General features: G+C 36.4%; 11 protein-coding genes and 1 pseudogene. 1 reads left to right on the plus strand and 11 read right to left on the minus strand.

Annotated features, from left to right (window positions below; translation table 11 throughout):
• Positions 1-28: 28 nt before the first annotated feature.
• The 6 genes from ACAY00_RS14610 to ACAY00_RS14635 form a co-directional block, all read right to left on the minus strand.
• A complete protein-coding gene (locus ACAY00_RS14610; RefSeq protein ID WP_371375315.1) occupies positions 29-1,090 on the minus strand; it encodes a glycosyltransferase in 1,062 nt (353 codons plus the stop codon).
• 110 nt (positions 1,091-1,200) lie between these two features.
• A complete protein-coding gene (locus ACAY00_RS14615) occupies positions 1,201-2,277 on the minus strand; it encodes a glycosyltransferase (protein ID WP_371375317.1) in 1,077 nt (358 codons plus the stop codon).
• Entirely contained in the window at positions 2,274-3,482 is a 1,209-nt protein-coding gene (locus ACAY00_RS14620; RefSeq protein WP_371375320.1) for a lipopolysaccharide biosynthesis protein, read from the minus strand. Before ACAY00_RS14620 ends, ACAY00_RS14615 begins: the two co-directional genes overlap by 4 nt.
• Before the next feature lie 3 nt (positions 3,483-3,485).
• Positions 3,486-3,995: a DapH/DapD/GlmU-related protein gene (locus tag ACAY00_RS14625; protein WP_371375323.1), complete on the minus strand. Its 510-nt coding sequence runs from the start codon at positions 3,993-3,995 to the stop codon at positions 3,486-3,488.
• 106 nt (positions 3,996-4,101) lie between these two features.
• Entirely contained in the window at positions 4,102-5,118 is a 1,017-nt protein-coding gene (locus ACAY00_RS14630; RefSeq protein WP_371375326.1) for a Wzz/FepE/Etk N-terminal domain-containing protein, read from the minus strand.
• 45 nt (positions 5,119-5,163) lie between these two features.
• The gene (locus tag ACAY00_RS14635) at positions 5,164-7,797 is read right to left on the minus strand and encodes an SLBB domain-containing protein (protein WP_371375328.1); all 2,634 of its coding nucleotides are present in this window, start codon (positions 7,795-7,797) and stop codon (positions 5,164-5,166) included.
• A gap of 1,108 nt (positions 7,798-8,905) precedes the next feature.
• Here ACAY00_RS14635 and ACAY00_RS14640 point away from each other — a divergent pair.
• Positions 8,906-9,562, plus strand: coding sequence for a PEP-CTERM sorting domain-containing protein (locus ACAY00_RS14640; protein WP_371375331.1), 657 nt, complete (start codon positions 8,906-8,908; stop codon positions 9,560-9,562).
• Between the two features lie 362 nt (positions 9,563-9,924).
• Here ACAY00_RS14640 and ACAY00_RS14645 read toward each other — a convergent pair.
• The 5 genes and pseudogenes from ACAY00_RS14645 to ACAY00_RS14665 form a co-directional block, all read right to left on the minus strand.
• Positions 9,925-10,071: pseudogene (locus tag ACAY00_RS14645) on the minus strand (IS3 family transposase); the annotation flags it as partial.
• Positions 10,072-10,134: 63 nt separating this feature from the next.
• Positions 10,135-11,055, minus strand: a complete 921-nt coding sequence (gene galU, locus ACAY00_RS14650) for a UTP--glucose-1-phosphate uridylyltransferase GalU (RefSeq protein WP_371375334.1) — start codon at positions 11,053-11,055, stop codon at positions 10,135-10,137.
• Positions 11,056-11,338: 283 nt separating this feature from the next.
• Positions 11,339-12,394 carry a hypothetical protein gene (locus ACAY00_RS14655; RefSeq protein WP_371375338.1) on the minus strand — a complete coding sequence of 352 codons (1,056 nt, stop codon included), beginning with the start codon at positions 12,392-12,394 and terminating at the stop codon, positions 11,339-11,341.
• Between the two features lie 230 nt (positions 12,395-12,624).
• Positions 12,625-14,796 carry a YjbH domain-containing protein gene (locus tag ACAY00_RS14660; RefSeq protein ID WP_371375340.1) on the minus strand — a complete coding sequence of 724 codons (2,172 nt, stop codon included), beginning with the start codon at positions 14,794-14,796 and terminating at the stop codon, positions 12,625-12,627.
• A 543-nt stretch (positions 14,797-15,339) separates the two neighbouring features.
• Positions 15,340-16,314: a DHH family phosphoesterase gene (locus tag ACAY00_RS14665; protein ID WP_371375343.1), complete on the minus strand. Its 975-nt coding sequence runs from the start codon at positions 16,312-16,314 to the stop codon at positions 15,340-15,342.
• Positions 16,315-16,362: the final 48 nt, after the last annotated feature.

Below are 16,362 nucleotides of genomic sequence, written 5' to 3' on the forward strand. Positions count from 1 at the left end.
TTTATTTAAAAATACTTGTAGATTATAGTTATTGATATTCTCGATTATACAATGTCTCTAATTTGCTAACACCAGCATCTAAAGAGTAATAGTCCTTTGCGGCATATAAACACCGGCTGACAATATCAGGTTCCTTAAGAAGATTTAATGCTTCTTGAACGGCTTGATTTATAGCTTCAGGTTTTTCGCTTTTCAATACAATCCCGACCCTATATTTGTCAACAATTTTTGATACGTCTCCAACTCCATCATTAACAATAACGGGAATTCCAGCAGCAAACATTTCACCTAGGCGTGTAGGTGACGTTCCTAATGTACCAACACCAGGAGTAAAGAAAACTAAAGCTAATGACAAATCTGCTAGTTCATCATTAATCGTTTCTTTGGTCGCGGAGGTTATATCTACATCCAAATTAGCTGTGTTCTGCATTAAAATCGTTTTGGGACAATCTCGAGTTATAAATTTAAACCCACAATTTTCAATGTTATTTTTGAAAGCATTCATAACATCAAAAATAAGACTTGTCGCAATTCGACCACTAATCAATGTTCCCATTGTTCCGATGACAGGAGCTTTGGTATCTTTTTTGTTGTATGAGAACTTTTCAACCGCAGCACATGTAGGGATAACGTCAAATTTATCAGCAGATATACCTTTATGTTTCAAGAGTAAATAGGGAATAGCGGATTCTGTAAGACTTACAATATGAGACGCTGAGCGCAACATCCAACCTTCTAACTTATAAAGACTCTTTGCTAGCAAACTCTTTTTATTTAAGGTACCGTTTTCAATTATTTCATCAATCCATAAAGCTCGCATATCAAAAATATAAGGTACTTTAAACAACTTATTAGCAATCAACCCTGCAACAGCGGGAACATAGCCTCGACAATGTACTAAAACCTTCTCTTTTTTTACTATAAATTTACGAATCTCTAGTAACATAGTAAAAATATCTAATAACGTCGCTAATGTTCTAGGTCTTTTGTGATACTTCTTCGGCAACCAAGTGATACCATATTCTTGGCAGCGCTTATTGATATATTCGAATTCTGGTCCATCAATATCCTCTGTTTTTTCAAAAGACACAATTGTTACCTCGTATCTATCGGACAATCTTTCCATATAGTTTAGAACTTGGGACAGACCAAGAGGCTCACACAAGCCTGTGTAAGATACATATAATATACTTTTCAAAATTATGCCTTTAAGATTTTTTCGATATATACTTTTGCGATATGCTTTGCTGAAAAGCATTTAGCTCTTTGATAAAGCTTATCTATACTGATAACATTTTGTTGATAGCTTAAAATTAGATCTGTTAAAGCCTTCTTATCTCCAACTGGAAAAAGCTGACCATACTCCCCATCGCTTAAGATTTCTCGAGGCCCACTTTTACAATCACTTGAAATAACCTGGCAACCTAGGGACATCGCTTCTACAATTACATTTCCAAAGCCTTCGTAGTCAGAACTTAATATGAACAAATCTGACTGTTCGTAAAAAGGTTTAGGATCCTTTACAAACCCTAAAAGCTTAACTTTTTCATTCAAGGCTAGTGCGTCTATTTTAGATTCAAGTTCCTTCCTTAAACTACCTTCACCCAGAATACTTAATTCATATGGGAAGTTGCTTGGTAAGCCTGCTACAGCATCAATTAAGAGTGCAAAGTTCTTTTGGTGCTTTAAAGATCCAACCGCAATAATTTTCAATTTTTTTGAGTTATTAGAACAAAGTTTTTTTGTAGAAACGCCATCGTCTTTAAATGCGGGATTATAAACCACCTCAAAAGATTGCTTATCAAGGCCTGACAAGTTGGCTAAATCTTCTCCTATTCCTTTTGAAACCACTCTTCTTAAATTAGCTAGAGGATAAATAAAGCGAACAGAAAGCCTCAGGAACGTGAATTTAAGTTTATTGAGTGCCTTATAAGATTTAGACAAGGTATTATGGTCACTAACTACAATCTTTGTATCTACACATTTCCCAGCTAAAATAGTTATAATTGAGATGGGCCACATAACCCCTATGACTATGTCATAAGCTTCTTCTTTAAATACCTTAATTAAACGAGGGCAAGCTTTAAAAATATTTTTACAGTCTAAACTTATTATTCTACTTTTTTCTGGAACTAGCTTTAGTAATTCTCCTGTTTGGGACAATAATATAAAGTCTACCTGATAACCTAAAGCGATCCATTCAGACGCTAAATTAATATGCATTCTTTCAGCTCCGCCTCCACGCAAATCAGGTAAAACAATGGCTATTTTTTTCATGGCTTAGCCCCACTAGAAATCAAAGAAACAAAATAAAATAACGCTAGAGATAACAAAAATGACATTAATGAATAACCCAGAACAACGAGCACGCTACTAGTAAAAACATTGACAAGTAAGAATAATGTGCAAATTTTCACACTAAAAGATATCAACTCATAAATAAAAAATTGTTTTTGCATTTGTAGTAAGGGAATAAGAGCAACCAGTGGTCTAGTAACAATCACACCAATCGAGGAAATAAGCATAAAATTGAAAAAATCTGAAACTAAATCCCATCCCTCCCCTAAATATATTTTAAAGGCAAATTCAGAAATAAAATAAATTGGTAAATATAAAAAAATAGAAATACTTAAAATGGTAAAACAACTTTTTACTAGTGCGCTACTTAGATTTTCATTGTTTTCAATTGCCGCCAACCATTTAGGGTAGAAAACATCTGTAATCGACTTACCAATTAACACAATTGGTAAGCCGGCTAAGGATAAAGCTATATAATATTGACCGATAATGTCTGTAGAAAAAAAACTAGAATAAATAAATATCGGAATATTGATGGCGGATGCACTTAAAAGTGTTTGCATAGTGCGATATTTAGTAATGTCTTTATTTTTTTTTATCGTATGGATAATTAATTTAATACTAGGTAAATTTATCTTTTTAATTGGCAAACCAAGTTGGTTAATATTTACAAATAACCCCAGTATATTACCAACAATCAAAAATAAAGGGTTTTGTGTAAACAGACCACTTAAAACTTTTATTACTGTCGCAAAAAATGAACTTAAAACACCTGCTAAAGATATCTTAGCAAACTTAGAAATTTTGATATTTTGCTGTCTAGATATCTCATATAAACCACTCAGAAAGACTGAAAACGGCAACATATAAAAAAGTGCTGGAAGACTAGGGTATAGCAAATTGGTAATCAATACAGCGAATAATAAAAAAGAAGAGGTGATAAAATAAAGGCAAGATGCCACATTAATAATTTTCACTACCGAAAAAGTATTATTTTGAATCAAAATTGCAATAGGTAAACACAACGCGGCTACTGGAGTGACTATATTTAATAGCGACATGAATTGGCCGTACTCTCCATATGCTTGTTGGCCAAACATTCTTGTTATAATAGGGATCGTGAGCAATAGCAGTAACTGAGAAGCAATAGAACCACCAACCATAACACCTAAATTTTTAAACATATATTAGTACCGATTGATGTAATCTAAAACTTTTTGTCTTTTTGTATCCCCGACCAAATCGCTCATAGTGCAGCAATTAGAACGAATTTTTTCTGAATATGTTGTTATTTCTGTAATTTTCTTAGCAGGATTTCCAGCATACACAGAGTTTGAATCAAGATCTTTAGTAACAACACTACCAGTACCGACAATAACATTATCACCTATGGAAATCCCTGGTAAAATAATACTATTCATACCTATAAATACATTATTTCCAATAACTATCTTGCCATATCGATAGTACCTGTCACCATTCAAGTTCTTAACTAACTCTGTGGAACCATCATGTGTTAAAAGCCTTACACCTTGAGTTATGGTTACATCGTCACCTATTGTAATAAGGTATGGTTCTGTACCCCAATCAGTAATATATATTCGACCTCTCTTCCCAACTTTCACACCTAAGCGAGTAGCATAGGCCTTCACACCGTATACTCGAATAAATGCGTATTTAAAAAATTTATTTATCATAAGGTATCGTAAAAGTAGTGATTATTTATAAGCAATTTCGAATTTTTTCTCACATGGCAGACCATGTAATATGTTCTAAACAAGGTTTTGAAGAAGCGACAAAAAATTAACATTGCCGAATATTATTTCTGTTCGAGTTTAAGTATGCAATGAGTAAAAAAACTAACGCAAAAACAACACCTAGTAATGTTATTAACACAACTATGAGAGCTCTTTTCGGGCTTTCTTTGACTTCAGGAACTATTGCTGGGTCTATAGTTTTAAAAACATACTCATCCCTGACTTTGGCGAACATTATTGTCTTAGTTTGTTCTTCCATTATGTTGTAAAGAACGTTTTTAATTTCTGCCAGCTGAACTTGCTCAAGCTGGCGCTCAATGTAATTTATGCTTTTCTCTGCTTCAACTAAGTCTCGCTCTTTCATCTCAAGATTTATTTGGGTTACAATTTTATCAACCCAAATTTTTGCCAACTTAGGGGAGTAATGCTTTAAAGAAATCTTCACTAAGGAAGTATCTTTATCCTGACTAACAGAAAGAATGTCTTTAAATTCATTATAAGCTTCTTGTTCAGAAGGAGTAGGGGTAAACGGGGGAGCCACGTCTCGCAACCACAGATCATCCTCTTTATTATATAGGCTCGGGTCCAAAACCAACTCATCATTAGTTTGATTCCAGTCGACAGAGGCCATTAGAGGAACTAATAAATCGTTTTCATTAATGAACTTAGAGATAAATTGACGTGATTTGATAATTTCGATGGCAAGTCCTGTTTTATCGACACTCCCGCTTCCTAGATTAACCCCCGCAAGACTTGCTAATCCTCCAAATTTAGAAGCAATTGCAGCCATCCCTCCTGATTGCTCTGTCACAGGCGCTAACAAAACTTCAGACTTATAAATATTAGGTAGAGACAAAGTATAAACGATTGCAGTAAACGCAAATATAACGATGGTAAAAAAAACAACTAACTTTCTTTGCCATATATAATGGCACAAATCGGCAAGTTCAATAGGAGTATCCAAAGTCTGTACAGGTCTGTTCAACGTCAATTCTTGTAACACCTGAGGTGTTATTTGTATAGGACGATCATCTTGACGTTGTTCTGTTTTTTTATGAGTCATAACTTTCTTATTACCGAAAAATTAGATTTATTTAATTACTATGAGTTACAAACCACTAATTGCGGCAATAGCGACTGCTAGGTTATACATAATTTGTGTACCTGCAGACCAAAGAGTTAAGTTGTTCGTATAATCGCTATCAAGCGGTACGACTATGGTATCGCCAGCTTTTAAGTCTAGGTCACCATCTGAAAACCAATTAGCATCTTCAATAACTTTAATATCGCCATTAGCAGCAATAACAAAAATGTCATCTTCTTCAGCACGTTGTTTGGTACCACCACTTTTAGTGATGTAATCTTGTACGGTTAAGTTGTCATCAAACATATGCGATGTTGATACATTGACTTGACCAATGACATTAATCGAATTGTTCTTTGTTGGCACATACAGGGTATCACCATTTTCAAGCAATACATCGTAGTTAACATCCGATACTAATTTGGGTAAATCAACAACCAAGCGCCCTACAGCATCAATACTTGTTAAGTCATCAAGCAGTTGTTGAGCTTCAGCGTAAGCGACATCTGAGCCTTCTGTTAAGGTCTTTGAAGCTATTTCCATGCGTAAGTCGGCAGCTAGTTTTTTTAAATTTTCATACTCAAGCTCTTTTAGTTTTTCACGGGTAAAAACGCTACCTTCAACAAACGCATACTCGGTAAAACCACCTGCTTTTTTGATCACATCAGATAACGTTTCGCCGCGACGAATAGTGTATTTACCAGGAAATACAAATTCACCTTTTAACGTTATAACGTGATTTTCTGTCCAAGCAGGTATTTGGTGAACGTTTAATCGATCTTTTGAAAGTAACTTAATATTGTCTGCTGTAATGCCATTTAACGCATTTTCTAAGTTAACATTAATCGATAGCTTACCGGCTTTTTGTTGCTCAATAACATTTCGAGTGATTTCTGCACGAGCTAAATAAGCTGATTCTGTCACCCCGCCAGCGGCGGCAATTAAATCTGACACACTTGCATTTCGAGCTAGAGGGTAAATACCTGGCGTCTTAACTTGGCCGTCAACTTCTACTAGCTGCATTGGCTTACCAGATGCACCTTGCTGTTTTAATTTCTGAATAATTGGGGCAAGCAGTTTAAAGCGGGCATTATCGGTTAACTCTTCAACCAAAGTTGGTTCACCATCTTTGCCGTCAGTGAGCTCTTCAATGCTCTTATTTCGAAGTTCGGTAAGTAATTTTGTTTCTTCGTCTTCAACCGAATTTTGTTGTTCAAACTTTACGTTGCGCTTGCCGACATAACCGTCTTGGTTATGATTTTGGCTGTCATCTGTCTTTTTGTTCAAACTCAACGTTGTTTCGGTATTTGAAAAAATGATGATTTTATCTTGTGCTTTTAAGGTGATGTTATCTTCTGAGAAAGGATCTTTAATGGCATTAGCAAGCTTAAATTGCAAAATTTCAATATTGCGAGCATTGTCAATTTCTCGCACAATCAAGCTGTAATTTAAGTCGGCATCTTCCAATAAATACGCATTGAAACTTGGAAAAACATCCGCAATTTTTTGTCCTGGCACCCATTGATACGAACCTGGACGTGTTGCCGCACCAATCACTTCAATAGATTGCTCTAATAACTCTGAGGTCTTATTAACAAAAATCAAATCGCCGTTTTTAACCATCTTTTTAAGGTCGCTTGGACTATTTAAATCAACGTTAATAACACTGCGTAAGTTATTGCCACCAAAACGCTCAACTCTTGTTGCCTTAGGGAATGCCGAAGGTAAGGCCCCACCAGCCATAGCCATTATTTGACCAAAGGTTTCACCTGGTTTTATTTCATAAATAGCAGGGCGACGAACTTCACCATCAACACTCACGCGCTGACCAATAGGGGCGACAAAGACCACATCGCCCGCTTGTAATAAAACATCGTTTGATGAATCACCCGATATTAACAAGTCATATAAATCTACCTGCTTAATCAGCTGACCACTGCGTTTAACTTGAATATTACGCAAAGAGCCAATATCGCTAATACCACCTGCAGCAAAGAGTGCATGAGTAACAGAAGCCAGTGAATTTAAAATATATGGACCAGGTTTGTAAGCATCACCTAACACAAACACCCGCATAGAACGTAAAGACGACAAACTGACTACCGCATTTACACCTAAAATGCGTTGTTCGATTTTCGCTTTTAAAAATTGCTTTAATTCGGCATAAGTTAAACCCGCCACCTTAAATGGCCCTAAATTTGGCACCACAACAGCACCTTCTCGGGTAACAGGTAAGGTATACTCTAAGTTTTCTTTACCAAATATTTGCACTGACACTTGATCGCCCGGCCCAACAAGGTACCCATTTGGCACAGCAACATCTAAATTTGGGGTAAATGTGGTAGGCGCATTGGCAAATACATCATAGCCAAAAGGTTTTAATTCGTCGTCTTCTTCAAGCTCAAACTCAAAAGGTAGCAGCTCTTGCTCAGGTCGCTCAACAATTGGAGTTAACTCTTCAACCTCTGGTTGAGTTGTTGCTCCTATATTTAGTGACTTTAAGTCTATGCCCATGCTTTTGGCTAATGCTTCTTGTTGCGCTTTTGGTAAGCGCTTAAATTGCTCGATTTGAGCTGCAGAAGGTACTGCGGCAGCAACGGTTGAGCTAATAAAAACCATTAGCAAAATACATTTTAAAAACACATTTTTGAACGACATTGGTGCAGATTCTCTTTTAAGTAGGTGTAAAATTATTGATGCTTGTACACAATATAATAAAGGTCAGATTAACACATTGTATTTGAACGAAGAAGCTATTGTTCCCACGCTAAATCAATTAAAAAACAGGCACGCTTCCGCCCTTTGGTCTAGCCCCAAAAAGCAAAGTAATTTTAGAGTAAATACGTTAAAGCATAATCAAAAAACATGTCGGTTAAAGAGAAAACAATAACCAATAAATTCTTTCATTTCGTGCTTTTTGAATTGAATAAAATCGCAAGAACCCATAGATACTTTATACATCTCGTAATTTAAAGCATAAGCATTATGATTTAAACAGTAACAATGTGTTTTTATGACTGACCTTATACATCCTTGTTTGCCATTAATTAAGCTTGAATTTGCTATAAAACAATAGCCATTTAGCAATTAATTGGCGCGGGATTATAACGAATTTGTATGTTTTATTCCAGAGTCGTTTACAGTTAAAAATTGATATAGAACGATTAAAGGTAAAAAGCCTGAATTGTATAAAGATAAAGGTGGGCCTTGCAATTAATGGCTTTTGCAAGATGATATTTTTTGCGATAAACCTTCATTAGATAGCGTTTAAAATACATCGTCACTACAACATGTTGTTGGTCGTATTTTCATAGATTCCTAAGTGACTAATACCAAATGTAAATAAACTTAAATACGTTAAAACTATTACTCATAGCAACAAACACAAGTTAAAAACGCGAACTTGCCACTGGGGCACAGGCAACCTTTTAACCTTGTAGCGTTTAAACTTTCCCTCCTACAGTCCACTTTAAAAATTCATACTAAACTTAACAAACTAGAGTTGGCTTATAAGCAGACTGCATTGCAACCTTTTAGCCTTGTAACCTTTTTTCGTTAAAACCTTACAGCTTTTCTTTGGTGTCAGCTTTATTTACAACCAAATAAAACGCCAACAACCAAAAAAGATAAGCCATTGATTTAACATACTTTTTATTATTGGCACGCTATATGCTGTTAAGTAAGTTATGAAATTCAAACTTAGTGTTTGCCAAACTCTTAAACGAGGTAAATAACTAAAGATAAGCCGACAAATTGGAGAAAGGTTGTGAAATTAATCAGTAAATTTACTATAGCTTGTGTATTTTTATTAACTGCAACAGTTAATGCCGCATTAATAGAAGATGACTTATTTACTACTGGAGATGGGTTTCTCATCAAAGACACTACAACAAATAAAGAATGGTTAGATGTAACTCAAACTGTAGGCCTATCTGTAAATGAGTTTTTCAGCACCAGTCCATACGCAACTCTAGGGTTTAATCTTGCAAATGCTTCGGAAGTATATGATTTCTTTTTTAGTGCTGGTGCTGAAGTAGTTATTAATGGTAATGGCTTTGGTTACAGTTCTGGTAATGAAGATGCTGCTATATTATTAGCCTCTCTTATGGAGCATGAAGCACCTTATACCAAGACTAATGGCAACCGATGGGTACATGGTTACATTGACATAGGGAGCCCTACAAATTTATCACTTGCTAGGTTTGATGCTTCAGTAACAGGAGAAGGTTCCTTTGCCGTAAACTCGAATGGAACTACATGGACGAAAGATACTACAAATGGAAGTATTGGTTTATGGGTCTATAGACAACTTTCAGAGCCTGTAAACAATGTTTCTGTCGATACAAAAAATGTACCTGAGCCAACGGGACTAATATTATTCATACTTGGCTTGTTTGGATTAATGCGCTCGCGAAAGGTTTAATGTTTGGGTCATAAAGTTTACTTAAATTCCTTAATTGTGTTGACCTGATATAGGTTACACTTTTCCTCAAAACGTCTGATGAATTTCATCGGGCGTTTTATATTTTAACGACATTTTCGGTCTTCTGTGACTGTAAATTGCTACTGTCGCTTTCACCATCTTCCTAGCTTCCTACAAATCATAAAGCTTTTTCAATAGATATTCTTTTTAAGGATCCCATTATCCCTGACCTGGTCAATCAAATTCAGTCTCATCAATTAAGTTAAGCAACCATTTCTAATTTACTGCCTAGTATTTCAAAGTTGTTTAGGCTTTAGTATCTCAAGTAAGAGTGCAAACGGCAACTGTTATACCACTAGAAAGTAAGTTAATACAGTTGAATAGCCGTGAATGCCAAATCGCTTTTGAGCCTCTAAATAAGTCATGTCACCACTTTCAATTTGATCAACAAGAGCTAATTTAAAAGATAGTGAGTAGTTTCGTTGACTTCTATTAATATATGTTTTAATTACTCTCTCCAATTATTTAGTTGAAAAGTGTCAACCTTATTTAGGACGGGTCAAATACGACTACTAAGGGGTATTTTCACCATTTATTAAACGACTCAGATAATTTTTAAAATCTTGAGCTATGTGGTCATGTCTTAAACCATATTCGACATTTGCTTTCATATAACCAAGTTTAGAACCACAATCGTGTGATTTTCCGCTCATATGAAAGGCTTCTACCGGCTCGACTTTCATTAGGGAAGCTATGGCATCAGTAAGCTGAATTTCATTACCTGCACCTGGTGGGGTATATTCAAGTAAATCCCAAATTTGCTCAGAAAGTATGTAACGGCCAACAACTGCTAAGTTTGAAGGGGCCTCATCTACCTCTGGTTTTTCAACAACTGCTGTCATAGGTTTAGAGTCACCAGGTGTCAATTCATGCCCATTACAGTCGACAACGCCATAACTACTTACAAGCTCTTTTGGTACTGGCTCAACCATAATTTGACTTACATTAGTTTCTGCAAAACGTTTTAACATAGCAGCCATGTTTTCGGTTTTTAAATTAGACAGGTAATCGTCTAAAATCACATCAGGCAAAACAACCGCAAATGGTGCATCACCAACTAATGGGCGAGCTTTTAATACGGCATGGCCTAAACCTTTTGCCTCACCTTGGCGAACGTGCATAATGGTAACCCCTGGTGGACAAATGGCTTGTACCTCGGCTAACAAACTACGTTTAACGCGGTTTTCAAGCGTAGTTTCTAACTCAAACGAAGTGTCAAAATGGTTCTCAATGGCGTTTTTAGAAGAATGTGTAACAAGTACAATTTCTTTAATTCCCGCAGCCACACATTCGTTAACAATGTATTGAATAAGTGGTTTGTCAACAACTGGTAGCATTTCTTTAGGAATAGCCTTGGTTGCTGGTAGCATGCGCGTCCCTAGGCCTGCTACGGGGATCACGGCTTTTTTTACTTTTTTAATGGCTGAAGACATAAATGAGTTTGCATCCTTGAATTTATATTTTTTATAACAACGTGAGTTTTTTAAAGTATTAAAGCTTGAAGCCTTAAAACGACTATCTATTTATGGGAGATTGCGGCCAACAACATGCCGCAATGACGGCGTATGTTTTCAGCCTTAAAGCCCTAAAGCCCTAAAGCCCTAAAGCCCTAAAGCCCTAAAGCCCTAAATGCTGATTATGACAGGGTAAAATCAGTATTTCAAAACAAAAAATCAGCGCATTGCGCTGATTTTTTATTGCTTACAACGTGTAGTATTAACCGCCAGTGCTAGTAATACCAGTACCACCAGTACCACCTGTTAAACAGCTATCTTGAGAAGCACAATTATCAATATCGGTTACCGAGTCTTTGATTTCATCAAGACTAATACCATTGTTAACATTGCTTTCAACAGCAGAAACTGCTGAAGCAGGAATGTTACCAGCCTGCGCTTCACCTACTGCAGCAGCCTTATTAGCCACATTCTTTTGTAGGGCTAACCAAGCATTATTATTTGCTGGTGTATCATCTAAAATGAAAGAAGTCGCTAGAACAGCAGTATTGTTAATTGCATCAGAAATACTAACACCATCACCAGATGCACCAATAATAGATGCGTTAAACATAGAAACGGTTGCGGCTAGTTCATTAGAAATTGAAATTTCACCTTGCTTATTCAAACTTGGTAATGAAAGATCAAATAAATTAGCACCTTCTGGTGCTGTAATACCAAATAAGTCAAATGTTAACTTAGTCGTTTTCTTTTCTAAGTTTTTAAAACCAGCTTCTGTGATGCTTGAAATATCTTTCCCAGATTTTTCTAAACTCGCAATTAACATTTCTGCACCAACAGTACTCATTGCACTGATTTGCTCGTCAATCACAAGTGGTTGCTTTTCTGCATCAATATAGGTAACGGTCGACAACTCTAGGTCGGTTAACTGACTAGCAGGTACAGTTGCACCAAAACCGATTGGGCTTTCTTCAGTACCACAATTGGTGGTATCACAAACCATGGTGGTTTCACCATTACTTGTAACTTTAATCATGTAAATGCCAGACTGCATTACAAAGCCACCTGTTGAGAAGTTACCATTTTCATCTGTTACTGTTTTAAAAATCGAAGTATTTAAGTCAGTGGCAGCGTATAGGTTTACATCACCCTTAATAACATCGCCTTTTAACACATCACCTTTAAAAAGCGAATTGTCTTCGACAGGTGGATCGATTTTTTTATCGTTGTCATCGTCAAATAAGTCACACCCAGTTAGTGTTAAACTGGCACCTAACAGCAGTATGCTGGTAATTTTATTATATTTAGAATTGAACATTTTTATCTCCGTTTGCTAACTCTAAAACTCCATTTAACACTCAAAGCAGAGTGTTTCCCCCCTGAAAAATTGTAAATTAGTTATTACAACCTTACAGCATCATACCTAACATATCTTTTCACAACAAGCGTGAATGTATGAATAAAATTCATTTGTACTGTTATTTTTAAATAACAGTACACGTTTTAAAAGTGAAACAAGCACTTTGTTATACCATGTTAGGTAAGTTATTAGTTTCTATCGCGATTAAAATAACTCTGATTCAAGTTATGGTACAACAAAGGCTCTTGACCAAAGCCTGTTTTTATATGATTTCCGGTATTTTTCTCAGTTAACGAGGTTTCAACGTAATAATTAAATTGTTCTATTCCTCTTACTTGGAAACCATAGTTAGATTTCATCGATTTACCCAAAGTCAGTGGAATAGAAAAACCTAAGGCCAAAAAGTCTTCTTCTTCACCACCAAAGCGGTCATCAAACTTGGTTTTTCGATAGCGAATACCAACTTGTACATCGCCAAACCAATGAAGTGAACGAAGCGTAAAGCCTTTATCACCCTGCCAATATTCACCGGCGGTAAGCTCCACATCCCAATTGAGTGGTTCATAACGATAACGGTATTTAAATAAGCTCGGCTTATGGTAAAACTTTTTACCGCCCCAAAGTACTATGTCTTGGTTTTCAAAATCGCCTGTTAATACTGAAAAACGATGGGTATTATTGGGTGATGCCCAGCGCGTTTCATTTAACCAACCATCGGCGTTGCCATAAATACGACCATAACTTAATTTAGTAAACACATTAAAAGGCAAAGATACGGTCTGATGAATTAAGCGACGATCAACACCTTCTTTAATACCAAATCGTTTATAAATGTATTTATTATCTTCAAGGTCACCAGTATTAACTAGAGTGTCTGACATATGGCGAATATCTAATACAGCACCATCCCATAATGACATCTGTAGGTTAGAACTTAAAACGACTTGGTAGTCAAAGGCGCCATATTCTGTGCCAACAAGAGTACTAAGACCTGGTGATAAAATTAACCTTGGGGTGAAATGAGCACTGCTTTCATTATTTGTTACCCAGTCTACGTTTGAAAAGTACTGGTTTTTAAATAATGCTGAGTTGCTGTTTAAATTTTTAGCGGTATTGGCACCAACATGCTGACGATATACCACAACCCCTTGGTTGGTTAGCTCTAAGATGGCGTTCTGGGCTAAATCGCCTAAGTGTGCGTTAACCAGCTCTGACACCTTTAAAAGAGCCTGGTTTTCGTTTCGATTATATAAGTTGTTTTCAAACTGAATAACAACATAACCAAAGGGGTTTGTACCAATACTTACCGACTCAAAACCATATTTGGTTAAAATACTCGAAAGTTCAATTAATTGTTCGTTAGTAGGTTTGGCTGTTTGCGCCTCAATTTTTTTAGAACCATGAGCTAAACCTTGTTTTTTAGGTAAGTCTGGATTTAATGATCTTGGCTCTTTTATTGTTTCATTTAACGATGTGTTTTCATTATGAGTAAAGGAATTTTTATACCTTTCCCGAGGCTCATCGCCTAATGGAATTTGAATACCTACTGACCACCACTTATCTTTTTCATTATGTTCTTTGTTGCTTGAATAAAGCTGGGCTGAAAGGGAAACTTTCCAACCTTCAGGTAACCAAGAATCAGGTGTAAAGGCTTTAACACCAACATTTACCGCATTAGCATCATATTCAGCCGATAGCTGTAAGTAATCAACTGGTTGATATTCAAAAGAGCCAAACACACCATCCATATACCCTATAGCATTATCAGAAGTTGCTAAACCAATCGTTGTACGCAAACTGCCAAAGTCATTTAAAGAAAATTCTTTTGACGCATTTATATAATACACCTCTGATTTAACTACAGATCCACCCACATCCTGTCCACCTACAGAGACTAAAAACCAATCTTCGGGTATATATGGGAGTTTCCATTTTACTGATCCTGATAAATCACGAAAGCCAAAATCTTTACGATTTTCATCATAAAATTGATTCATACTCCAGTATTTTGTAGCTAACCGCCCAACGACTTCAATATTTGGTAATATTCCAACAGAAAACTTTAAATCGTCCGCTTTTAAAAAACCTTCACTTTTCTCAAACTTTGCACCCTGATCAAAAAAGTTATTACTATAACTAAATTCAAAATTGCCGTAATCCACCACTTGGGTAGTTGGTGTGTTAAAAACACCCGTATACCCTTGCATAGAAAAACTATTGGTTACGTTACCTGAAGAAGATAAAAACGACAATGCTCCTAACGCTTTTTCGTCATTATCTGCTTGCTCTTCAGCAACAAGGCTAAAAGGTAAAAGGGCAGATGCGCTAACCAAAGATAAAATGTAAATGGCTTTTTTCATGAATTTCTCGAATTATTATTTTTGGAATAATGTTAAATAAGTTGAGTTTGTTCTTCAACTATTGGATATCGCCTAATTTGTTGGCTTTCATTTAGGCTAAGAGTTAAAGCATTGCCTTAAAACTAATGCAATTAACAGGTATAAAGCAAAGCAGAGTTATATGCTATCAGCTCTGAAGCTTGTTGCTGTCAGCATTAAAGCACTACAGCCCTATGGCGTTATAGCCTCTTCATTCATGCCTCACCCCAACCGTCATACCTGCGAAGGCAGGTATCTCAACTTATGAAAAGCATAGATACTGAGCTCGCTTCGCTCCTTAGCATGACGACAGTGGTTAAAGAAACCTTGAAGCCTTAATTCATTGCAGCCTTTTATCTTTTCGGCTTTTGGACTCTGAACGAGAACCCATCTTACAGCATGATGGGATGACGATCATGCCCTAGGATGATGGGATGACGCTGATTGCCTAGGATTACACTGATTACCAAGGATGACGCAATTAGCTCTGAAGCTTGTTGCTGTCAGCATTAAAGCACTACAGCCCTATGGCGTTATAGCCTCTAGTGTGTAGTAACCTTCAACCACTTCGACAAACTTAGCAACATATTCTTTAGGTAATGCATTAATGCCAGCAGCTGCTGCTCGGCCACCACCAGTGGCAAATTGACTACAAATATCGCCAGCACCTTGTTTGTTATTAAGTGGCGCACGAAGTGAAAGGGTATAAGTACCATCAGCATTTTCGGTTAATATACCATGCGCTTTATTAGGGTTTAAGTTTGCTAACAAGTTACCGTAAACACCACTAATTCTTCTTGCCCATGCTTCATTTGGAAGCTCAATCAAACTAAGTTCTTTACTTTCATGTTGTGGTTTAACCGCTTGGGCTTTTGCCATATCTTCGTTGTATGCAGCTTGTAAAGTGTAAAACGGTGAGTTTTTATCGTTTATTGCATCAAAAGGAGATTTGTAAGGTAGTAAAGCTTTAAATAAATCCGCAGGGTGAAAGTGTAAATCATCTACCTTTGCACCATAGCCATTGTAGTTAATTAGCGTACCTAGATCTTTTAACAGCTCGCGTTGCTCATTTGTTAAACCCGCTTCCGTTGCAAGGCTGTCTGCTTTTGCTATTAAGTTGTCACCATATGCTGCAGTTATCGCCCACAAGTGATACTGACCATGTAAATGCTCATCTACAATTAATGCTGTACATACGTTTGGATCTAAATCGATTTTAGCGGTTAAATTTTCATGTTTAGGAATATTACCAGCTCTGTGATGATCAGCATAAAACACTGTAGCACCAGCGTCTAAACAAGCGTTCAATCCCGCTTGGTTTTTTTCCATCGAGATATCTAAAACGGTAACCACATCACCGGCGTTTGCAGATACTTTTTCTAATAATTGAATATCACGTTTAACACCTGTGACTAACTCACTTTCTACAGGGTTCGCTAAACGAAGTTGTAATAAAGAGATAATGCCATCTGCATCACCATTAAATACGTCGTAGTACATTTTTAAAAATTCCTATGAATAAAAGCTACAGGGCTTTGGAGCTGTAAA

This window comes from Thalassotalea sp. 273M-4 (assembly GCF_041410465.1).
In the GTDB taxonomy this organism is placed as follows: Bacteria; Pseudomonadota; Gammaproteobacteria; order Enterobacterales; family Alteromonadaceae; genus Thalassotalea_A; species Thalassotalea_A aquiviva.